Source organism: Pseudoclavibacter sp. AY1H1, from assembly GCF_002931055.1.
Taxonomy (GTDB): domain Bacteria; phylum Actinomycetota; class Actinomycetes; order Actinomycetales; family Microbacteriaceae; genus Pseudoclavibacter.
In genome coordinates this window covers 14,104-36,557 of the sequence record NZ_PSXX01000001.1, presented here as the reverse complement: position 1 = coordinate 36,557, position 22,454 = coordinate 14,104, and the positions used below count along the sequence as shown (strand labels likewise).

17 protein-coding genes are annotated in these 22,454 nt (G+C 67.3%); 4 read left to right on the top strand and 13 right to left on the bottom strand.

All coding sequences use genetic code 11. The annotated features are described in order from the left end of the window. Positions 1-138: 138 nt before the first annotated feature. Positions 139-1,611, top strand: coding sequence for an NADP-dependent phosphogluconate dehydrogenase (gene gndA, locus C5E05_RS00145; RefSeq protein ID WP_104241661.1), 1,473 nt, complete (start codon positions 139-141; stop codon positions 1,609-1,611). Positions 1,612-1,880: 269 nt separating this feature from the next. Here the strand turns inward: gndA and C5E05_RS00140 are convergent, their stop codons facing one another. From C5E05_RS00140 to C5E05_RS00110, 7 genes are all read right to left on the bottom strand, one after another. After that, a complete protein-coding gene (locus C5E05_RS00140; RefSeq protein WP_104241662.1) occupies positions 1,881-2,735 on the bottom strand; it encodes a formate/nitrite transporter family protein in 855 nt (284 codons plus the stop codon). A gap of 149 nt (positions 2,736-2,884) precedes the next feature. Then, complete coding sequence (locus C5E05_RS00135) at positions 2,885-3,598, bottom strand: sirohydrochlorin chelatase (RefSeq protein WP_104242135.1); 714 nt, start codon at positions 3,596-3,598, stop codon at positions 2,885-2,887. Positions 3,599-3,625: 27 nt separating this feature from the next. Continuing rightward, positions 3,626-4,807, bottom strand: coding sequence for a uroporphyrinogen-III synthase (locus C5E05_RS00130; protein ID WP_104340789.1), 1,182 nt, complete (start codon positions 4,805-4,807; stop codon positions 3,626-3,628). After that, a complete protein-coding gene (gene cobA / locus C5E05_RS00125) occupies positions 4,804-6,039 on the bottom strand; it encodes a uroporphyrinogen-III C-methyltransferase (RefSeq protein ID WP_104306989.1) in 1,236 nt (411 codons plus the stop codon). The genes C5E05_RS00130 and cobA overlap by 4 nt, the downstream gene beginning before the upstream one ends. Beyond that, positions 6,036-6,425: a nitrite reductase small subunit NirD gene (gene nirD, locus C5E05_RS00120; RefSeq protein WP_104340788.1), complete on the bottom strand. Its 390-nt coding sequence runs from the start codon at positions 6,423-6,425 to the stop codon at positions 6,036-6,038. Before nirD ends, cobA begins: the two co-directional genes overlap by 4 nt. Then, entirely contained in the window at positions 6,422-9,007 is a 2,586-nt protein-coding gene (gene nirB, locus C5E05_RS00115; RefSeq protein ID WP_104340787.1) for a nitrite reductase large subunit NirB, read from the bottom strand. The genes nirD and nirB overlap by 4 nt, the downstream gene beginning before the upstream one ends. Positions 9,008-9,297: 290 nt before the next feature. Beyond that, the gene (locus C5E05_RS00110; protein ID WP_104306990.1) at positions 9,298-10,242 is read right to left on the bottom strand and encodes a GlxA family transcriptional regulator; all 945 of its coding nucleotides are present in this window, start codon (positions 10,240-10,242) and stop codon (positions 9,298-9,300) included. 140 nt (positions 10,243-10,382) lie between these two features. Here C5E05_RS00110 and C5E05_RS00105 point away from each other — a divergent pair, with 140 nt between their 5' ends. Both C5E05_RS00105 and C5E05_RS00100 read left to right on the top strand, forming a co-directional pair. After that, complete coding sequence (locus C5E05_RS00105; RefSeq protein WP_104340786.1) at positions 10,383-11,030, top strand: isochorismatase family protein; 648 nt, start codon at positions 10,383-10,385, stop codon at positions 11,028-11,030. Positions 11,031-11,034: 4 nt separating this feature from the next. After that, positions 11,035-11,886, top strand: coding sequence for a Cof-type HAD-IIB family hydrolase (locus C5E05_RS00100; RefSeq protein WP_181059250.1), 852 nt, complete (start codon positions 11,035-11,037; stop codon positions 11,884-11,886). 37 nt (positions 11,887-11,923) lie between these two features. On the opposite strand, the gene C5E05_RS00095 is transcribed toward C5E05_RS00100, so the two are convergent. The 5 genes from C5E05_RS00095 to C5E05_RS00075 form a co-directional block, all read right to left on the bottom strand. Continuing rightward, complete coding sequence (locus C5E05_RS00095; protein WP_104331616.1) at positions 11,924-12,982, bottom strand: magnesium and cobalt transport protein CorA; 1,059 nt, start codon at positions 12,980-12,982, stop codon at positions 11,924-11,926. A 149-nt stretch (positions 12,983-13,131) separates the two neighbouring features. Further along, positions 13,132-14,073: an alpha/beta hydrolase gene (locus C5E05_RS00090; protein ID WP_104340784.1), complete on the bottom strand. Its 942-nt coding sequence runs from the start codon at positions 14,071-14,073 to the stop codon at positions 13,132-13,134. A gap of 206 nt (positions 14,074-14,279) precedes the next feature. Then, positions 14,280-14,462 (bottom strand): hypothetical protein, encoded by a 183-nt coding sequence (locus C5E05_RS00085; protein ID WP_104241672.1) that lies wholly within the window; start codon positions 14,460-14,462, stop codon positions 14,280-14,282. 126 nt (positions 14,463-14,588) lie between these two features. Continuing rightward, entirely contained in the window at positions 14,589-15,086 is a 498-nt protein-coding gene (locus C5E05_RS00080; protein WP_104306994.1) for an Asp23/Gls24 family envelope stress response protein, read from the bottom strand. A 127-nt stretch (positions 15,087-15,213) separates the two neighbouring features. Further along, complete coding sequence (locus C5E05_RS00075) at positions 15,214-16,752, bottom strand: GMC family oxidoreductase (protein WP_219819479.1); 1,539 nt, start codon at positions 16,750-16,752, stop codon at positions 15,214-15,216. A 369-nt stretch (positions 16,753-17,121) separates the two neighbouring features. Between C5E05_RS00075 and C5E05_RS00070 the strand changes: the two genes are divergently transcribed. After that, entirely contained in the window at positions 17,122-18,558 is a 1,437-nt protein-coding gene (locus C5E05_RS00070) for a cytosine permease (RefSeq protein ID WP_104340782.1), read from the top strand. Positions 18,559-20,065: 1,507 nt separating this feature from the next. On the opposite strand, the gene C5E05_RS00060 is transcribed toward C5E05_RS00070, so the two are convergent. Beyond that, entirely contained in the window at positions 20,066-21,697 is a 1,632-nt protein-coding gene (locus C5E05_RS00060) for a DUF6119 family protein (RefSeq protein WP_104340780.1), read from the bottom strand. Positions 21,698-22,454: the final 757 nt, after the last annotated feature.

Below are 22,454 nucleotides of genomic sequence, written 5' to 3'. Positions count from 1 at the left end.
CGCCGTTTCGTCATGTTCTGAAATGGTTGCCTCGCTCGTGCCACAAGTCAGGGTACGACTGCCCGTCGTGCAATACCGTGGAGTGTCCCGTGCATCGCCCTGACGGGAGCTCGCATCCACTTTGAAAGAGACGCATCTATGACCACTGACGCTGCCCCCTCGATCTCCTCGGAAACCGGCTCGTCCCCAAGCGCGAACATCGGCGTCGTCGGCATGGCCGTCATGGGCTCCAACCTCGCACGCAACCTCGCGAGCCGCGAGGGCAACACCGTCGCCGTGTACAACCGCTCGCCCGAGCGCACCCGCACGCTCGTCGCGGAGCACCCCGAGGCCGGGTTCGTGCCCTCCGAGTCGGTCGCCGACTTCGCGGCTTCCCTCCAGAAGCCCCGCACGGCGATCATCATGGTGCAGGCGGGCGCCGGCACCGACGCGGTCATCAACCAGCTCGTCGAGGCGTTCGAGCCTGGCGACATCATCGTGGATGGCGGCAACGCCCTCTTCACCGACACCCGCCGCCGCGAGGCAGCCGTGCGCTCCACGGGCATCCACTTCGTGGGCTGCGGCATCTCCGGCGGCGAAGAGGGCGCCCTCAACGGCCCCTCCCTCATGCCGGGCGGCACCGTCGAGTCGTACGAGACCCTCGGCCCGATCCTGCGCACCATCGCCGCGGTCGCGGAGGGCGAGCCCTGCGTCACCCACGTCGGCACCGACGGCGCCGGCCACTTCGTGAAGATGATCCACAACGGCATCGAGTACGCCGACATGCAGCTCATCGCAGAGGCCTACGACCTCATCCGCCGCGGCACCGGCAAGTCCCCCGCCGAGATCGCCGAGATCTTCGCCGAGTGGAACAAGGGCGAGCTCGAGTCGTACCTCATCGAGATCACCGCAGAGGTGCTCCGCCAGGTCGACGCCGACACGCAGCTCCCGCTCGTGGATGTCATCCTCGACGCCGCCGGGGCCAAGGGCACCGGCGCTTGGACGGTCCAGACCGCCCTCGACCTCGGCGTGCCCGTCTCCGGCATCGCCGAAGCCGTGTTCGCCCGCTCCGTGTCCTCCAAGCTCGAGCAGCGCGCCGCATCCCGCACCCTCCCCGGCCCCGACGGCTTCCAGGTCGAAGACGCCGACGGCTTCGTCGAGGACGTGCGCCTCGCGCTCTACGCGTCGAAGATCATCGCCTACTCGCAGGGCTTCGACGCCATCATCGCCGGCGCCGAGCAGTACGGCTGGGACATCAAGAAGGGCGACATCGCCGCGATCTGGCGTGCAGGCTGCATCATCCGCGCCCGCTTCCTGAACCGCATCACCGAGGCCTACGCCGAGAACCCCGAGCTCGTCGCCCTCGTCACCGCACCGTTCTTCCGCGAGGCCGTCGACACCGCGCAGGCAGCATGGCGCCGCGTCGTCGTCCAGGCAGCGCAGGCCGGCATCCCCGCCCCCGCGTTCTCCTCGTCGTTGTCCTACTACGACGGACTGCGCGCCGAGCGCCTCCCCGCCGCCCTCATCCAGGGGCAGCGCGACTTCTTCGGCGCCCACACCTACAAGCGCGTCGACCGCGACGGCGTCTTCCACACCGACTGGTCCGGCGACCGCACCGAGCACAACGCGTAGCGAGCTCGGCGAGCTGCGGAAGCAACGCGCGAGGCCCCGGTCTTCAGGCAACCGCCTGAGGGCCGGGGCCTCTCGCGTGCGCGGAGAGGCGCGGAGCTCCCCCGCTGGGCGGTGGCGGTGGCGGTGGCGGTGGGCTGAGAACAGCGCAGAAACCCGAGAAGAGTCAGCCAGAAGCAGGCTCCCGAACAAAGGAGGATGCATCTGGCTGACTCTTCCACCCGGGCGGGCGGGTCAGCCGGGTGAGCGGGTCAGCCGGGTGAGCGGCCAGCTCAGACCGCGGCGGGGGCCTTCGCCTCGGTCGCTGCGAGCTTGGCGGCCACCGCTCGAGGCGTACCGGTGCGGCCGTAGGTGAAGTACAGCGGCAGGCCGACGAAGAGCAGTCCGCCGACGAGGTTGCCGACGACCGTGGGGATCTCGTTCCAGATGAGGTAGTCCAGGAGCGTGAAGTCGGCGCCGAGGAGCAGGCCAGACGGGAACAGGAACATGTTCACGATGGAATGCTCGAAGCCCATGAAGAAGAACAGCATGATGGGCATCCACATGGCGATGACCTTGCCGGAGACGCTCTTGGAGATCATGGCGAGTGCAACTCCGGTCGCGACCATGGCGTTGCAGAGCACCGCACGGACGAACAGCGTGAGCATCCCGGAGGCACCGTGCTCGGCGTAGCCGACGGTTCGGCCTTCGCCGATGTGGCCGATGGCCTCGCCCACCGCGTTCGGGGGTGTCGCGAAGCCGTTCGTGACGACGATGGCCATGAGCACGGCGATCGTGAAGGCGCCGATGAAGTTGCCGACGAACACGAGGCCCCAGTTGCGGAGCACGCCCCGGAGGGTGACACCGGGCCGCTTGTCGAGCCAGGCGAGCGGGCCGAGCACGAAGACTCCCGTGAGGAGGTCGTAGCCGAGCAGGTACAGCATGATGAAGCCGACAGGAAAGAGCAGGGCGCCGAGGAGCGGGACGCCGGTCGTCACGCTGACGGTGACGGCGAAGGCCGCGGCGATGGTGAGGAAGGCGCCGCCCATCGTGGAGCGGATGATGGTGTCGCGGGTCGAGAGGAAGATCTTGCTCTCGCCGGCATCGATCATGGTGGTGACGAGGTCGTTCGGCTTGACGTAGGACACAGGTTCCCTTTCGCTCTGGCGGTGCTCTGTGGCCGTGTTCGGCCCGGTGTCCACACGCTATTCGCGTGCAGTTTCGGCTCCGTGGCTCGTGCGGTGCGTTCTGGTTTCCATTCCCTCTCGCCTCCGTCCGCGCGCTGTGAGAAGCGCCGTCAGACGAGCGCCGCCGTGGTGACGACGGCGTCGAACCGCTCGAGGATGATCTCCGCGATGCGGTCGTCCACGCCGAGGGGCGCCGCCACGATGTCGGCTCCCGCCTCCGACACCCGGTCGTGGAAGAAGCCAGGGGTGAGGAGGTAGCTGGCGATGCTGACGCTCGCGCCGGGTCGCTGGCGCCTGGCGATATCGACGGCGGCGAGCACGCGCGGGTCGAGGGCCGCGCCGTAGCCGAGAAGCGCATCCGCACCGCCGATGCCGTTGAACTGCTCGCGCAGCTCGTGGAAGCGGGGCACGGCGGCGGCGGCCGTGGAGCCCGCGACGGCAATGACGACTCCGTCTTCGGCACTGCCGCCAGCTTCTAGGAGACGCTCCCAGAGCAGCTGCGAGAGGCGCGCGTCGGGCCCGAGCGGGGCGGCCACAGAGGTGCCGGGGCGTGCGGCGACGGCTTCGGCGATGTCGACCTGCGTGTGGAATCCGACCGTGAGCAGCACGGGCACGACTACGACGTCGGCGTCCTCCGGGAGCCCCGCGAGCACCTCGACGAGGCTCGGCTGCTGGACGTCGACGAACGCTTCGACGACCTGCACGTCGGGCCGCAGCTGCTGGGCGCGCCGCAGCAGCTCACGGATGACGGCCTGCCCGTCGGTGTTGTCCGTCCCGTGGGATGCACCCACGAGGATCGTGGGACGCGGGGGCTGCTCGTTCATCTCCGTGCTCACTCTCTTGGCCTGGGATCAGCTCGTGCGGATGCGCAGTCGGTAGCCGCGCTTCACGACGGTCTGCACGATCGCTCGGTCGCCGAAGGATTCGCGGAGGCGGGCGACAGCGACGTCGGCCGCATGGGTGGTCGTCGGGCTGCCCGGCAGCCTGGCGAGGATCTGCTCCCTCGTGACGACACCGCCCGGGTTGCCCGCGAGGAGGCGCAGGACGCGCAGGGCACCCGGCGAGAGCTCGATGACGTCGTCGCCGATGACGGCGCAGCTGGAGCGGAGGAAGAGGCGTCCCGCTTCGGTCTCGATGCCTTCGGCAGCGCGCTGCGCGTAGTGCTCGATGAGCTCGCGGATGAGCGCGCCGAGCCGTCCGCGGTTCGGGACGACGGGTTCGATGCCGACCGAGCGGAGCGGGGCGGCAGTGATGGGGCCGACGGCGACGGTCACGAGCGACCCATCGCGGCAGCGCTGACGGATCCGGTCGAGCGCGCCGCCGCTCTTCTCGGCGTCGTCCGCGTCCGCGTCGCTGGAGAACGACTCGAGCCAGGCGGAGACGCCCGGCGCCGACGTGAACACGATCGCGTCGACCTCGCCGTCCGCCGCCTTGAAGGCCCACCGCGAGAGCAGCGCCGGGTCGGCGGGTGGCCCCCACCGGTACACGATGAGGCTCTCGACGTCGGCCCCCGCGGCGAGGAACTCCTCGTCGAGTCCGTCGGCTCCCGAGCCGTGGTGCTGCAGGGCGATGCGCGCGCCCTCGACGCCTTCTGCGAGCAGGAACTGGGCGAGCTCGGCGGAGGTCTCCGACTCGGCCACCCAGTCGGCGTTGAGCCCGGCCGCTTGGATCGCCCCGCGTGCCTTCGGCCCCCTCGCGACGATGCGCGCGTTTGAGAGCACCGCGACGAGGTCCTCCGCGAGCCCGTGCGCATCCGCTGCGTCGATCCACCCTCGGAAGCCGACGCCGGTGGTGGCGACGACGATGTCCGGAGGGTTCGCGATGACGCGCTTCGTCGCGTCGAGCAGGTCGGCGTCGTCTTCGACGGCGGTCATGGTGAGCGAGGGCGAGTGGCGGATGATCGCCCCGCGTCGTTCGAGGGCGGTCGCGAGCTCACCGGAGCGGCGGTCGCTCGTCACGACGACGACGACGCCTGCCAGGTGCTGTTCCTGGGGAGGGCGGGTGCGTGCACCGCTCGCTGGTGGGAGGCTCATGCTGACAGTGCGTCCTGTTCTTGGAGCGAACGAGCGGCCTGCAGGAGGCCGAACTGGGCGACTTCGCCGATGACGATGATGGCGGGGTTGGCGACGCCGACGCTGCGCGCTGTGGCGTCGATCGTGCGGAGGCTGCCGCGCGTGACGCGCTGGCGGGGCGTGTGTCCGTTCTCGACGATGGCGACGGGCATGTCGTCTCGGACTCCGGCGTCGACGAGCTCGTCGCAGATGCGGCCGAGGGCGGAGACTCCCATGAGCACCACGAGGGTGCACGTGTCGCCCTTCACCGATCTGAGGAGTTCGGCTCCGAGTCGCTGGTGGCCGGTCACAACCTGGAATGAGTTGGCGACGCCGCGGTGCGTGACCGGGATGCCCGCGGCGGCCGGGACGGAGATGGCGCTGCTGATGCCGGGGACGACCTCGACGTCGATGCCCGCTTCGTTGCAGGCGAGCACCTCCTCGCCACCCCGTCCGTAGACGAAGGGGTCTCCGCCTTTGAGGCGCACGACGACGAGCCCCTGCTCGGCCTTCTCGACGAGGATGCGGTTGATCTCGTCCTGCGGCACGGGGTGGTGCTTGGGCTGCTTGCCCACGTCGATGATCTCGACGTCGGCGGGCAGCTCGGCGAGCACCGAGCGCGGCCCGAGGCGGTCGGTGACGACGACGTCGGCCTCCGCGAGGGCACGGCGGCCGCGGAGCGTCAAGAGGTCGGCGTCGCCGGGTCCCCCGCCGACGAGCACGACCCGCCCTGTGCCTGCACGGTGGCGGCGCAGGTCGATGTCCCCGGCGCGCAGGTTCTCGGCGAGCTGGTCGCAGATGAGGCGGCTGCGGCGCGGGTCGGCGCCCTGCTTCGAGACGACGCCGATCTCGACGGCCCCGGCGTCGGAGGTGGCGGGAGTCTTGGCGCTGCCGGCGGATGCGTCGCTCGCGTTCACGCACCAGACGCGTCGCTCGTTGGCCCATTCGGCGACGAGCAGGTCTGTGGTCTGGTCGCCGGTGGCGGTGTGGACGAACCAGGCACCGTCGAGGTGGTCTGCGCGGACGGGCTCGGCGAGCCAGGTGACGAGTCCGTCGGCGACGAGCCCGCCGATCGTGCCGCCGAGTTCGGGGGCGACGATCGTGACGGATGCGCCGGCCGTGACGAACTTCTGGGCGCGTCTCGCGGAGACGGTACCCGCGCCGACGATGACGACGTCGCGGCCGGTGAAGTCGAGTGCCATGAGCGTGCTCATCGTGTGCCTCCGAGGTCGACGAGCACGGTGCCGTGCTCGATGCGCACGGGGTAGGTGAGGAGGGTGCGCTCCTCTTTGCCGACGCTGTCGAGGCATTCGCCCGTGGCGAGGTCGAAGACCTGCTTGAACATGGGCGAGGCGATGGTGAGCCGTCCGCCGCGAGTGCCGACGAGGCCACGGCTCATGACCTGCGAGCCGGAGTACGGGTCGGATTGCTGCACGGCGAACACCGACTCGTCGCCGAGGCGGAAGAGCGCGATCTGCGTTCCGTCGAGGATGGCGGCGACCCCACGTTCCGGGTGGAGGGCGCTCAGCGGGCAGACGGCGACCCACTGCGTCTGCGCGGCCACGGCGTCGGCCGCCTGCGTGTCGATGGCGATGCTCATCGTCGGACCTCCAAGGTCGTTCCTGCGATGACCGTGCCGGCGCTGCGGTCGGTGTCGTTTGCCGGGCGGAGCTGCCCTCGCTCTGGCACGTAGCCGAGCGAGGGGTCCGGCGTGGTGGGGGCGTTGACGAAGGAGACGAACCGCTCCATGACCTCGGGGTCGTTGAGCGCCTCCTGCCATTCGTCCTTGTAGTTGTCGACGTGGTTCGCGACCATGGCGTCGAGGTCCGCCGCGATGCCGAGGCTGTCCTCGAGGACGACGGCGCGGAGGGTGTCGATGCCGCCGTCGAGGTCCTCGATCCAGCGGGCCGTGCGCTGCATCCGGTCGGCGGTGCGGATGTAGTAGCCGATGAAGCGGTCGATGGCGGTGATGAGCTGCTCGTCGTCGAGGTCCTCGACGAGCAGCTCCGCGTGGCGTGGCGTGAAGCCGCCGTTGCCGCCGACGTACAGGTTCCAGCCCTTCTCCGTGGCGATGACACCCACGTCCTTCGCGCGCGCCTCGGCGCATTCGCGCGCGCATCCCGAGACGCCGAACTTCAGCTTGTGCGGCGAGCGGAGGCCGCGGAAGCGCAGTTCGAGGAAGATGGCCATGGCCACCGAGTCCTGCACGCCGTACCGGCACCAGGTGGAGCCGACGCACGACTTCACGTTGCGCAGCGCCTTGCCGTACGCCTGCCCTGACTCGAACCCGGCGTCGATGAGCTTCTTCCAGATCTCGGGCAGCTGCTCGATTCGTGCGCCGAAGAGGTCGATGCGCTGGCCGCCGGTGATCTTCGTGTAGAGGCCGTACTCCTTGGCGACGGCGCCGATCGCGATGAGCCCGTCCGGGGTGACCTCGCCGCCGGGGATGCGTGGGACGACCGAGTAGGTGCCGTCCTTCTGCATGTTCGCCATGACGTGGTCGTTGGTGTCCTGCAGGGCTGCCTGCTCGCCCTTGAGGATGTGCCCGTTGCCGAGGGACGCGAGGATCGAGGCGACGACCGGGCGGCAGATGTCGCAGCCGCGGCCCCCGTTGCCGTGCCGCTCGATGATGCCCGTGAAGGTGTGGAGGCCCGTGACGCGGACGGCATCGAAGAGCCCGGCGCGGGACATCGCGAAGTGCTCGCAGAGCGCGTTGCTCACCTCGACGCCGGTCTTCGCGAGCTCCGTGGAGAAGATCTTCTTCACGAGCAGCACGCAGGAGCCGCACGCGGTGCCCGCGTTGGTGCAGGCCTTGACGCCCGCGAGGTCGGTGCAGGCGTGGTCGGTGACGGCGCCGCGCACCGCGCCGACCGAGACGTTGTTGCAGGAGCAGACGGTGGCGTCGTCCGGCAGGTCGCCGCCGACCTCCGGCATGCCGTCGGCCGGCAGCAGGTACGCGGCCGGGTCGGTGCCGAGCTCGCGCCCGACCATCGGGCGCAGGGAGGTGTAGGCCGAGGCGTCGCCGACGAGCATGCCGCCGAGCAGCACCTTCCCGTCGTCGGACATGACGAGCTTCTTGTAGACGCCGCCGACCGGGTCGGCGTAGGTGACCTCGAGCGCGCCGGGCGACTCGGCGAAGGCGTCGCCGAAGCTCGCCACGTCGACACCCGTGAGCTTGAGCTTCGTCGAGAGGTCGACTCCGGGGAAGGTCGCCGCTCCCCCGGTGAGGCGGTTCGCGACGACCTCGGCCATGGAGTATCCCGGGGCGACGAGCCCGAAGCACTCACCGTCGATGGAGGCGACCTCGCCGATCGCGAAGATGTTGGCGGCGGATGCTCGGCAGGCGTCGTCGACCTCGATGCCACCGCGAGCGCCGAGCGCGAGCCCGGCGTCGCGGGCGAGCTCGTCGCGGGGCCGGATGCCGACGGCGAAGACGACGAGGTCGGCGGGCTCGGGTTCACCGTTCGGGAAGTCGAGCCCCGCCGCGCGGCCTTCGCTGTCGAGGACGACGGCGCTGGCTCGTGAACCGGTGCGCACATCCACGCCGAGGTGCTCGATGAGGAGACGGAGGGCCTCGCCGCCACCCGCGTCGAGCTGGGCGGACATGAGGTGGCCGGACGATTGGACGACGGTGCACTCGGCGCCGAGGGCGACCATGGCGCCTGCGGCCTCGAGGCCGAGGAGTCCCCCGCCGACGACCGCGCCGCGGACGGTGCGGCCGAGTCGCTGTGACAACTCGGCAACCTCCGCCTTGAGCCCGACCACGTCGTGGACGGTGCGGTACACGTGCACGCCTGGCGCATCCACTCCCGCGATCGGGGGCTTCGCGGCGGCGGACCCGGTGGCGATGACGAGCTCGTCGTAGTGCTCGGTCGCGCCGAGGGAGGTGACGAGGGTGCGGGTCTCCGGTTGGATGCTCGTCACGGTCTCGGAGGTGCGGAGCGTCACGTTGGGGTGCGACCACATGAGCGGCCTGCCCAGCTCGAGGGCGGCTGGGGCGACGCCCGAGAAGGTGCTCGTGAGCTGCACCCGGTCGTAGGGTCGCCACGGCTCGTCGCCGATGACGGTGATCGCCCAGACCCCATCGGAGTCCTGCGATCGCAGCGACTCGATGAATCGGTGCGCGACCATGCCAGCGCCGATCACCACGACGTGGCGAGAGCGGGGCGCGGGGGCTGGCATGTCGTGAGCGTAGGTCTGCGATGTTTCGTCACCGTGCGGCAATTGTTTCGGGGTCATCACAGCTCGTCTCGGTGTGCTCGAGTGGGTGCGCGCATCGTGGCTCCTCCGTTGATGAACGGCGACGGGTGGTCGCTGACATGTCAGAGCGTAGAAACCGCATGTTTCACGAGGTGCGTGCTGCTGTTTCCCCGAGGCAACTTCCTTGGCACGTGCGCTCGCGGAGGGTGTGAGAAGTGAGAAACGGGAAACCGCGCTGGCGGTGCTGCTGGCATCGGCGGCGCTGTTGGGCTTCAGCGCGCGTCGAAGCGGCGCCGGTAGCTCGACGGGGTGCTGCCGAACGCGGTCGCGAAGTTCTGGCGGAACGTGACCGGGCTCCCGAAGCCGCAGAGGGCGGCGATCTGGTCGATGGCGCGGTCGCTCGTCTCGAGCAGGCGGCGGGCTTCGTCGAGGCGACGCGACCTCACCCAGGCTGCGGGGGTCGCCCCCGTCGATTCCCGAAAGGCGCGCACGAACGACCGCTGGCTCAGGTGGGCGACGGTGGCGAGGCGGTCGACGCTGAGGTCATCCGCAAGGTGCTCGAGCACAAACGCGCACGTCGCAGCGATCGCTCCCCCTGAGGCCTCTGGCGGGACCGGGCGTTCGATGTACTGGGCTTGATCGCCCTCGCGGTGGGGTGCCACGACCAGGTGACGGGCGACTCGGTTCGCGACCTCGGACCCCAGTCTGGTTCGCACGATATGAAGACAGGCATCGATGCCGGATGCGGTCCCCGCAGAGGTCATGACGTCGCCGTGGTCGAGGTACAGGGCGGCCGGTTGGACGTCGATGTCGGGGTGGCGCCCTGCGAGCTCTGCCGTGCTCGTCCAGTGGGTGACGGCACTGCGGCCGGCGAGGAGGCCCGCGTCGGCGAGGGCGTTCGCGCCGAGGCAGAGGCCGACGATGGGGATGCCGAGGTCGTGCTGGTCCCGCAGCATCCGGGTGAGGCCCGCTGCCGGGGGAACTCCGTCCTCGATCCAGGACGGGATGACGACGATGTCGGCGTCTGCGGCACTGCTGAGTCCTCGGATGCCGCCGATCGTGTACCCCTCGGCGGTTCGGATGGACCCTGGCTCGTCGGAGAAGAGGAACGTCTCCCAGGGCGCGGCACCGCTGCGCGCGACCTCGTCGAAGACGAGGTGGGGCACCGAGAGGTGGAAGATCGTCGCGCCATTGAACGCGTACACGGCAATTCTCATGTCCCTGCTTCCTTTGGCGTGTTTCCATCGTAGAGAGGTTTTTCTGCCAATAGCTTCACTCGTAGCGAGGGCAGATGATGGATGCGGGCGACGCGCCGCCGCTCCAACCCACACCCCGCAGCCCAATAGGAGCGCAGATCATGACCTCCCCTCGCAGAGCACTTGTCCTCGTCGATGTCCAGCTGCAGTACTTCTCGGGGCCCCTCGAGATCCACCACCCGCCCCACGTTGATTCGCTTCCTCGCATCACGGCGACGATCGACGCCGCGGAGGCGGCGGGCATTCCGATCGCCGTCATCCAGCACTCGTCCGGAGATCAGGCTCCCGTGTTCAACCCGACGATGCCGGAGTTCGCGCTGCACCCCGATGTCGAGGCACGACGGCGGCCCGCGTGGAAGGCGATCACGAAGCGCTTCAGCTCGGTCTTCGCCGAGACCCAGCTGCTCGCCTGGCTGCGGGCGGCTGACGTCGACACGGTGACGTTCGTCGGCTACATGACCAACAACTGCATCATCGCGTCTGCTGTGGCTGCTGAGGAACTCGGCATCGACGTGGAGGTACTCTCCGACGCGACGGGCGCGATCAACCTCGCGAACAGCGCCGGCTTTGCATCGGCGAAGACCGTGCACTCCACCCTGATGGCGCTCCTGCACTCCAATCTGGCGGCGGTCACGGCGAGCGGCGACTGGGCGGCGGCCGTCGAGACGGGGCAGCCACTCCCGAAGGACAACCTGCCGACCTCGGCCGTGGCCGGTGTCGCGCGCTCGGCCCGTCAGGCTGGACAATAGTCAGGTGACGATCAGCACCACTTCTCGGCGGGCCGTGTTCCTCGACATCGACGGAACCCTGACGGACGGGCTCGGCAACGTGCCACCCTCAGCGGCGGCGGCCATCCACGCGGCCCAGTCCAGGGGTCACCTCGTCTTCCTCGCGACCGGCCGGAGCCCGCTCGAGATCGACCCCCGAGTGGAGGAGATCGGCTTCGACGGCATGGTCGCGGGCGCGGGCGCCTACGTGCAGCACGCGGGCACCTGGCTCGTGGACCTGCACCTGGACGAGGCGGACGCCCGCTCGCTGGCCGCGGAGCTGGACGATCTCGGCATCGACTACAGCCTGCAGGGGCGACACGGGATGCACACGACCGAGGGGCACCGTTCGCGCATGCGGCGCCTGCTCACGGGGTTCGGCTACACGGACATCGAGAACTCGGGCCTGCGGCACCACGTCGTCGACTCCGGCCCGATGAAGTTCGACCAGACCGCCAAGGTCGTGTTCAGCAGCGACGACGAGGCCTCCTTCGATCGAGTGCAGGCCCGACTCGGGAGCGCCTACGCGATCGTCGGCGGCACCATGCCGGGCCTCGGCAACGGCGGGGGCGAGATCTCGATGCGCGGAGTCCACAAGGCGGCGGCGATCGAGGCCCTGCTCCCCGTGCTCGGCCTCGGCATGGAGGACACGATCGCCGTCGGAGACAGCGGCAACGACCTCGAGATGCTGGTGGCGTGCGGCGTCGGCGTCGCGATGGGCAACGGGACCGCCGAGGCCAAGGCCGCCGCAGACCTCGTCACCGGGGCGGTGGACGAGGGCGGACTCCACGCGGCGTTCGTGCGTCTCGGGCTGATCGAGGAGCACGCAGGCCGGTGAGCTCACCGGCGGTCGGCGAGACCTCGTCGGATACGGCCTAGAGCCACTTCTTCCATTTGAAGACCGACCAGAGGACGACGCCGAGCGCCACCATCCCGAAGAGCGCGAGCGGGTACCCCCATTCGGCCTCGAGCTCCGGCATGTTCGTGAAGTTCATGCCGTAGACCGTGCCGACGAGGCTCGGGGCGAAGAGGATCGCCGCCCAGCTGGTGATCTTCTTGATCTCCTCGTTCTGGGCGATGCTCTGCTCGGAGAGCTTCTTCGTCTCCTCGCTCTGCGCGAGGCTGGCCTCCGAGAGTTCCCGCATGGCCTCGTTCTGCTGCTGCGTGACCAACGTGCTGTGCACGGTCAGGGCGTTCTCCAACAGCACGCGGAAGGAGTCGGCGCGCTCCGCGATGCGCAGCGAATGGTCGAGAACGTCTCGGTAGCGGGCGCGGAGCTCCTCGCTGGTGTTGTACTTCTCGGCGCCCCGCAGGAGCGCTTCGAGGATGGTTCGCAGCGGACTCGTCGCCCGCTGGAAGTTGATGACCTCGCCGAGGAGCTCGTAGATGCGGCGCGTGACGCGTTCGTCGCCCGCGAAGAGCTGATCCTCGATCTCGTCGATGTCGTTCTCGAGGCCGGCGGTCACGGGGGCGTATCCGTCGACGACCTGGTCGAGCACCGAGTAGAGGACAGCCTCGGGGCCGAGGCTCAGGAGGGCGGGACTCTGCTCCATCCGGTGCCGGACGTCTCCCAGCTCCGGGCGTGCCGCGTGCCTGACCGTGACGACGAACTCGGGGCCGACGAACAGGTGGATCTCGCCGAAGTGCACCGTCTCGGTGGCATCGACGTACCAGGCGGGTCGGAGCACCACGAAGAGGGTGCTGCCGTAGCGTTCGATCTTCGGCCGCTGGTGCCCGACCCGTGCATCCTCGACGGCGAGCGGATGCAGATCGAACTCCTTGGCGACCGCGTCGAGCTCCTCGTTGCTCGGCTGGAAGAGGCCGATCCAGGCCATGCCAGCGTGCTCACGCAGCTTCTCGAACGTCTCATCGAGCGTCACCGGGGTGAAGCAGCGACGCCCCTTCACGTAGATCCCATTGTCGATCAAGGCCATGGCTGCCCTCCTAGCACGTCGGATGTCGGTGGGGCTTCCACGGCAGCTGAGCGATCAGCCGCGGACCATGGTGCCGCCCCGCCGACTGACACTACTTCCTCGCACGTCGACAACCAGCCGCCGATGCATCCACCGGCAAGCGAGAACCCTCAGAGGGAACGCGCCAGCTGCCACTCCCGGAAGTCCTGCGCGATCTCGGCGGCGTGCGTGTGGTGGAGGTAGTGCTCCCCATCCACGGGCATGACCGTGCCGTCGCTGACCTCGGCGGCCTGCCGCTCGTGGAGGCCCATCCAGTCGCCGTTGTTCGCGTTGTCGGCCTCCACGAAGAGGAGGAGCGGCAGCTGCTCCGGGAAGCTCGTGCCGAGCGCGTTCCCGAAGTTGCTCCCGAAGTGGTCCATCTCGTCGAGGTAGGTCGGGCTGAGCGAGTTCCGGTTGCTGATGAGCGTGATCTGCTCGCGAGCTTCATCGGTGTAGACGGGCTCGTCGTAGCCGACTCCCCCGATGGCGGTGATGAGTCGCATGAGGCCGAGGTTCCTGACCGCTGCGAAGAGGCCCGTCGGGAACTCCTCGTTCATGCCCGGCTGACCGGGGACGCTGGTGTCGATCCCCACGAACGCCGTCACCTCGTCGGGGTAGCGCTCGGCGAACTCGAGCCCGTAGATGCCGGCGATGGAGTGGCCCATGAGGATGTAGCGATCGACGCCGAGCTCCTGCAGCGCCGCGTGCACCTCCGCGACGACGTTCTCCGTCGTGCGCTCTCGATCCGTGCCATCGCTGAGCCCGTAGCCGAACGGCTCGACGACGATGACGCGGTGATCCCGCGCCAGGTCGTCGACCAGGGGCTGGAAGTCGAGGACCGGGGACGCCGTGCCGGAGCCGGGGAGCAGCACGATCGTGTCGGCGGCGTCGCCCGCGACGAGGACGTTCATCTGGCGACCGTCGACGTCGACCTTCTGCCCGTACTGCTCGATCCGGCCGCTCTCGATCCCAGACGCCACCGCGTGCACGACCGTCGTCGAAACCAACGCGAGCGCAACCACCGTGCATACCGCCGCAACCCCGAGCAGTGCCCTCTTCACGAACTTCTTCACTCACGCCTCTCCTGCGGCGCACCACGCGCCGACCAGATGAGTCTTCCGCTCGGACTGGCCGAGCACATCGGCCGAAGGCCTGAGTTCTGGCCTTCAGCCGATGGCGTCCTCAGGCGTGGACCGACCGAGCGGCGACCGCGACGGCCTCTGCGACGGCGGCCGGGCTCGGCCACGGGAACGGGCGGGCTTTATGCACGGACGCAGGATCAGCGTCGACGGCCGCGGCTGCTCGAGCTCCGCTTCGAGCGGGCACCGTGCTTGGACTTGCCGGACTTCTTGGACTTCGCGGTGTGCTTGGCGCGGGCGTCCGCCTGCTGCTGGCGCTTCTTCTTGGCGCTGCGCTTCTTGACGACGATTCCGAGCACGAAGGTGACGATTCGCAGGAACATGGGTGACTCGCTTTCGGGGTGTGTTAACTGGCGCGGCCTGGCCGCCGATCGGCGGCCAGGCCGGCTGAGGTGATGGGTTCCGAGGCCAGGCACCCGCTTGGAGGCGCGCTGGCTTCGTGCTGCTGACTACTGGACGCGCGCTTCTGCGGGCTCTTCCTGGTTGTCGTCGCTCGGCAGGTGCACGTCGTTGATGGTGACGTTCACCTCGGTGACCTCGAGGCCGACGATCGACTCGACGGCGCGGATCACGTCGGCGCGGACGCCGTCTGCGACATCCTGCAGCGAGACCGGGTACTCGGCGACGATCGTGATGTCGACGGCGACCTGCTTCTCGCCGACCTCGACGCTCACGCCCTGGCTCTGGTCGCTCGCGTTGAGCGCGTTGCGGATGGCACCGATCGCGCGGGCCGCACCGCCACCGAGGTCGTAGACCCCACGGGCTTCGCGGGCAGCGATGCCGGCGACACGGGCGACGACGCTGTCCACGACGGTCGTCGTGCCGTGGGTGGAGGCGAGCTCCGTGCCCGCGTGGCCGGACGTCACGACGCTCTTCGAGGCCGAGTCCGTCTTCGGCGCTGCCACGGTGCTGGGGGTGGCGGAAGCGTTGGGGGTGACGTTCGTCATGGGATGCTCTCCTTGGTTTCGAGCCCTGGTGCCGGTGCACCGCTGTGGGGCGTTACAAGGGAGACGTGGTCCACCGCCATTGCGTCACAAAGTTCTCGAGCCTCTCGGCGAACACTCAGGGAAAAGCTCAGCGCGCCCCGGCGTCCTCGCGGATGAAGTCGACGGCGCGCTCCGCAACCGTCATGACCGTGCCGACCGGGTTCAGCGCCGGGATCGTGGGGAAGACCGACGCGTCGGCGATGCGCAGGCCCTCGATGCCGTGCACGCGCAGCCTCGAGTCGACCACCGCGAGCGCATCCCCCGCCGCGCCCATCCGTGCCGTGCAGGACACGTGGTAGACGGTCTGGTGCGTCGCGCGGAGCACTTCGGAGAGCTCCTCGTCGGACACGACGTCGGGGCCGGGGAACACCTCCCGCACGAGGTGCGAGGCGAACGGCTCCTGCTGGGCGACTCGGCGCGCGAGCTTGGCACCCTCGACGAGCATGGTCTCGTCGCGGCCGTCCGCATCGGTGAAGTACCCGTAGTCGATGGACGGGGCCACGTCGGGCGACGGGGACGTAATCCACACGCGTCCGCGACTGCGCGGCTTCGCGACGTTCGGCGCGAGCGACACGTTGTTGGCCGGGATGTCCGCGCCGAACCGCTCGGCGTGCACCGTCCAGGAGTGGAGCGGGATGTGCGTCGAGATGTCGGGAACTGCGCTCTCGGGGTCGACGCGCACGACGTAGCCGGCATCCCAGCCCGTCGCGCACACCTCCGAGCGCTCGCCGCTCGCCTCCCAGACGACGAGGCCCTCCGCGTGATCCTGGAGGTTCTCGCCGACCCCGGCCAGGTCGAGGATGGGCTCAACGCCGGCAGCTCGCAGCACCTCGGCTGGGCCGATTCCGGATCGCTGCAGGAGCGCCGGGGTGTCGATGGCACCGCAGCTCAGGACGACCTCGCGCCGCGCCGTGATCTGGTGCGCTTCGCCGCGCTCGGGCCGCACGAGGACGCCCGTGACACGGCCGCCCTCGATGGTCAGTCGCTCGACGATGGAGCTCAGCACGACCGTCAGGTTCGGCCGGTCGAGGTTGTCGTGGAGGTAGGCGCGCGAGCTCGAGGCTCGGTCGTTGTTCTCCGGGTAGTAGCCGATCTCGAAGAAGCCAGCGCCCTCGACGAACTCCTCGGCATTCCACCGGCGTCGCTGCGGCAGGTCGAGCGCCGCGGCGGCGGAGGTCACCGCATCCTGTATGTACGGGTTGCGGTCAGCATCCGCCACCGGAACCATCGGCGCAGCGATCCGGTCGAAGGCCCGGCTCACCTCCTCGTAGCCCCACCCCTCGACTCCCGCCGCCGCCCACTCCTCGAGGTCGCCGCGCAGGGGGCGCCAGCTGATCATGGTGTTCGCGGTCGAGCAGCCTCCGAGGATGCGCAGCCTGGCCTGACGGATGAACGAGTTGCCGCGGGCCTGCGGCACGCTGCGGTAGTCGAGGTCGTATTCGCCCTCGAGCATCTCGGCCCAGCGACGGATGCTGCCGGCTCGCGGCTCGTCGACGTCGCTGGGCCCAGCCTCGATGAGCGCGACCGTGACGCTCGGGTCCTCGCTCAAGCGCGACGCGACGATGCTCCCCGCTGTTCCGCCGCCGACGACGACGTAGTCGAACAGCTGCTGGACTTCTGCGTTCACGTGCGACTCCGCTCGGTTGATGCCGGTCTGCGACTCGGGCTCGCTCCCAGCATCCGAGCTTCGACCGTGGCGACGCAAATACGAAAGCGTGAAGACGTGCATCGCTTTCCGTGATGCAAAGTCGCCTCAACATTCCTGAAACGGATGAGAAACGTCGAGGATCCATCCTGGCCCCTCCAGCGGAAGCCGCGCGACGGGCACCGTGACACGCAGCCGCGGCGCATCTCGCGAAGCGATGCGGCTGATCGCCAATCGCTATCCACCGAGCGCCGCCGCGCGGCTAGGTTCGAAGCACGCAACCGCACTCCTTCCGCCAGATCTGAGGCCAGGACTGCGACGCGGCAACGACGCCGACCCCTGGAGTTCGCCATGCCCGAAACACCCGCAACATCCGTGGTCCAATTCGAGACCAGGCACATCCTTCCCATCCCCGAGAACGAGCGGACCGGATCCGTCTGGTCGCTCTTCGCGATCTGGGTCGGCATCAACATGCTGCCCCTCACCGTCGTCACCGGGGCACTCGCCAGCGGCGGATTCGGCCTCTCGATCGGCTGGAGCATCGTCGCCATCCTGACGGGCAACCTCATCGGCGCGTTCGGCGCTGCCCTCCACGCCTCCCAGGGTCCGCACCTCGGGATCCCGCAGATGCTCCAGGCCCGCGCGCAGTTCGGCTACCTGGGCGGCAGCCTCCTGGCGGCCATCGCGCTGCTCATGTTCCTCGGCTTCTTCGCGAGCATCCTGGTCGTCGCGAAGGACAGCCTCGTCGCCGTCTTCCCCTGGCTCCCCGGCTCGCTGACCATCCCCGTGCTGGCCGTCGTCGGCATCGTCATCGCGATCGTCGGCTACGACCTGCTGCAGAAGATCATGAAGGTGCTCTCGACCCTCATCGCGGTCGCCGTCATCGTCGCGATGGTCGGACTGCTCATGAATCCGGCGGTCACGTCCCAGCGCGCCGAGGCCGGCTTCACGACGGAGGGCTTCTTCGGGATGCTCGCCATCGGCATCGTCTGGCAGCTCGCCTACGCTCCCTACGTCTCCGACTACTCCCGGTACCTCCCCAAGAAGACGGGCCCCGCGGCTGCCTTCTGGGCGACCTACCTCGGGCTCGTCCTGAGCAGCGTGTTCGTCATGGTCCTCGGCGTGCTGCTCGGCGCCGCCAACCCGGAGAACCCGCTCGGTGCGCTCGCCGAGCTGCTCGGTCCCGTCGGCATCGTCGTGCTGCTGATCTTCGGCCTGACCGCCGCCGTCATCAACGCCGCCGAGCTGTACTCGGGTGTGATGTGCGCGCTCACCGCGGCGCAATCGAGCTTCAGCCGCATCACGATCACGAGCCGCACCCGCGTGACGGCGACGATCATCTGCGGCGTCATCGCCACGCTGGGCGCGATGGCCGGCGACTCCGACTTCATGGTCGTCTTCCAGGGCTTCGTCGCGCTGCTGCTCTACGTGCTCATCCCCTGGTCCGCCATCAACCTCGTCGACTACTTCATCGTCCGAAAGGGCGAGTACGCCGTCGATGAGCTCTTCCAGCGCGACGGCGGACGCTACGGTCGCTGGAACGCCGTCGGCCTCGGCACCTACGCGCTCGGCCTTCTCGCGCAGGCACCGTTCATGATCTCCGCGTTCTACACGGGCCCGCTCGCGGCTCCCCTCGGGAACGTGGATGTCGCGTGGATCGTCGGCTTCGTCGTCAGCGCGGTCGCCTACCTGGTGCTCGTCAAGGTGACCAAGCGGGACGATGGCGACCTCGTGAGCGCGCCCGTCGCGGTGGACTCCACCGCTCCAGGGACCGTCGCCAAGGGCTAGGCCCCGAACCTGTGATTGCAGAGACCTCTCACGCGGGCACAAAGGTGGACCCGAAGATGACGCTTGAACAGCAGGAACGGACCCGAGGATCAGCATGGTCGCCGTGTGCGGTGGTGTAGGTACGGATCCGCCACGACCCGGATGGCACGACGCCTGGGGTTGATCGTCAGGAGGCAGACTGTCGAGCTGCGCCGTCGCGCACGGTTGGCGGGTCCTGCCCACATTCCAGGAGGATTGCATGTCGGCGCGTAACCAACGGATGTCTCCGTGGCCGTGGCGTGAGCAGGCTCGGCGTTTGATCCACTCCGACTCCGCTCCATGCTCGAGCACTCCACCGACGGTCGACCCTACGTGGTGGTCGCTTACGACATGCATCGGACAGTGCGCACCCCCGGGCTCCATTGCTTGATCGAGGTAAGAACGTTCCGAGGGTCCGCTTTCCGGCCTGAGTCCGGGTCAATTCGCCAGGACAAGGACTCGAGTGTCACGATGAAGCGGGTGCTCGCGCCCACTCCGAGCGGGCCCTTGGCCGACACCGCCCGCCGCGTTGCCCGGGCAGCGAGACAGCCAGCCATCATGGTCTAGGAGGCGCCCTTCGGCTATCGAGCTGCTAGCGACATGCTCGTAGTGCCGAGGCTGTTGGGTCAGTGCGGAGGTAGATGTGCGAATGCTGATAGGTGGGTCGCTTTGCCAAGTACGCACGGTATGGGCAAATTGCCGCATCTTCACCACGCACGCGCGCGAATGGCCCGAGGAGACTATGAAGACGGCGCCACGCCCCCGGGCAATTACACGCGCGACATTGTCAGTTGGTGCACGAAGCCAGCCTCATGAATTCGTCACAGATGCATGTGCCCGCGATGTGGTCTGAGACGATTGAGAAGGAAAATGCGGCGGGCCTCCTACGAGTTCGACGCACTGGAGAGGTCGAGGAAATGCCACTCAGACACTTGCGCGACCGCAAAATACGTACCTCTACTTCTCGGCACTAATTCCCTGTTCTGTCTGCGTGCCAGCGACGGCCCATCCGGGCGGGTGTTCCGGTGCGTCCGGACAGAGCCGACCCCCATCATCGAATGATATTTCATGCTCTTAGGGATCACCGACGATTCGGTCCCCGCGGACGCGCAGCCCGTGAGCTTTGCGACTGTGCAGGCAACATTTTTCACCAATGAACGGCATCGGCCTGCTCGTCGGCGCAGGCAGTGAGCACATTCCCTCGACACAGATGAACAGGACCCAGTCTGTGTCGCAACTCAAGCACCTGGCGTAGAGGCTTTCGGATGGGTGGACGATGCGGAAGTCGAGTGGCGCAATGGCCACAACCTCAACCGCCACTTCGGTCGAGCGTGACGAATCATGAACTCCGAACATTGACACCGTTGTCTAAGCTAATAGCCGTGGCCAAAATGCCACTCCCAGACTCGAACATTTTCTCTCTCGCCGTAGTGCCGCAACACAAATCACCACCACATCTCGCACAGTTCCGGGCCGCGAGCAGTCTTTCTCACTTGAAGACCACCTTACTCTTTCGAGGCACTTTTACCGGCTCGAAATTGATCATCTCAATGCGGGCAAGAGCCACGCGAAATCCTGCTCGCTCCAACAGGCGAGCACAGTTTGCGACCTGAACTTTGGCAAAAAAGAATAGCGATTCCCTGAGTGGGCCGGGTTTTGGTGTAGCTATCGCCAGCACGAAGACAGCCTCCTCACGGCCTAGCGAGGACGTGGCATCACCATGGAGCGACACCCACGCCTCACCAAGCTTGTCTTGATATCGAACATCACCCCACGCTCCCGCACTGTTTATGGCCTGAGCGACGAGGTGGGAGAGCGTTGCAGAACTCGAAGCAGATTTAACGCATAGAAGCTGGCCGGCGGGAGTGAGGAGATCGCTAATTTCAAGCCGCTCGTATGCACTGAAAATGACTAGCTTCTTATCGAGCAGGGCGTACCCTTCAGTCTCTGCTGTCGCGATGTTGTACGACCCCTCGGCCGTCTTATCCCGCGAGTCATCGGCGAGCACCTTCGCATCCCAAACGGGCAGCGAAAGCTCATCAGTGAGGTCGGCGATTCGATCGACCTGACTCTGCACGGTGCTTGAGAAATCTTTGCGAACAGCGAACCAAAGACCAGCCGATAGCAGGAAGTCTTCGCCCTGAAACTGGACTTCAGTTTGAACATAAGATTTCAATGGATGAACCCGATCGACCAATTCATCGTCTTCGTTTAGCGCAGATACCTTGACATCCACCAACGGGTTCTTTGCCTTGTCCAATTGTTCGAGTATTTTAAAGACAGCCGACGGAAGAACATCTTCGAGGCGATAACGCCCTTGGTAGCCCAACGCAAATTCATAGTGGTCTAGGTCACCTTGGGTGAAAGGGTCAGGCATGGCAAAAGAGATTCCAGCTTCGTGGGCACTCAACTGCTCGACCACAAGTTGGTCGAGTTGGTCGATGCGAGGGTCACTCCGGTCGAGTGGAGCAATCTGACCCAGAAACGCGAATCTCTCCTTGTAATCATCACTCTGGTAAGCAGAGAAGACTTCGTCCGCCTTTTCCGGAAGAGCATTGAGGGAAAATTCAGGAACCGTGATTCGAAGTGAGTCAGCACCCGCCAACGTCGTCGCTATTGACGGCACGCCAGACTTCCCGGACAACTCTCGAAGCCAATCTTCATCTACCTCTACAGCGAGGTCGCTGAAGGTACCGTCGGTAGGCAAGAAGGTTTTTTGGTCCCGAGAGTTACTTGCGACGCCCCTCGTCTGTGCGCCCCTAACGCGCTCAGCAGCTACGAGATTAGCGGTTGTCCGAAGGCCGAACCCTCGCTCAATCTGCGCCGGCTCAACAGCATGGAAGCCAGTACCAAAACAAACAGCGAGGACACGTCCTCCCGTTTTAACGAAGACGACAGCACCGTAGCTACGAGACAGAGTCTCTCGATGCTCGACATCAAGGTCGGCTATACGATTGAGCTCTTTCATCCATGACGGCGCCTTTGAATCGCCCTCAACGATGTAAGCGGTCAGGCGATCCGCACGGACACGGACCCGAAGCTCACGCACGTTAGCACGCTGGCGCAGATCTTCCTTGCCACCGTCAGCCCCCTCGCGGAGCAGGTACATCGTGAGGCGCATAGTTTCCTTCGTCCTTGAGTGAAGCGTTCATAGGAATATACCTCCCGGTTCCCCTCTACCGCCATGGCTAACTGAGCACCGCACGGAGCGCAAATGGGTCCAGGTAGATGATTCTTGGTCGGTGAGCAGGGGCCCGAGCACGCGGACAAGATCACTGGCGAGCGTGTTTGGAGCACTTCGGTTGGGTTTCCCGCTCACGCAGGTTGCTCAAACTGCTGAAGGTGGGTTCTTCATGATTGCGGTAGTGATCGTAGGTGTGAAACAAGGCACGGCTCGCCGAGCGGCGCTCGGTTTCGTTGGAGCAGTCACAGGCGTGGGCCCAGCCCTAGGTGAGAGTGCGGTTGCAGCGTGGGAACTGGCCGTTCGTTTACCGCCGAGCTTGTGCACGTAGTCGTAGATCCTCGTGCCAGGATGCTCTTGCTCGTATCGGCTAGTGGGCTCATCGGTGCGGACAACACCGTCCGAAAGCCTGTTCCAATCAGCCTGGATAGGGCTGCGTGCGCGTTCAAGGCCATAACATTCAGCTGCAGGGCGATCTGACTGGCGTCCGCTCACGCCGCCCCAAAGCGATGATCCTCTCCATGAGCGGTCGCGGAGTCGCCATCCGTGAGCCGTCCGGTAAGTCGGCCGGTCATGCATCACTGGCTGGCCCATGGCTGCGTCGCGGGCAGCCCAACGGTCGGCGATGGGCCAAGAAACTCGGAAGGAACGGTCCGCGGTAACGACTGTCGACCCCTCATCAACTACAACTCGTGCG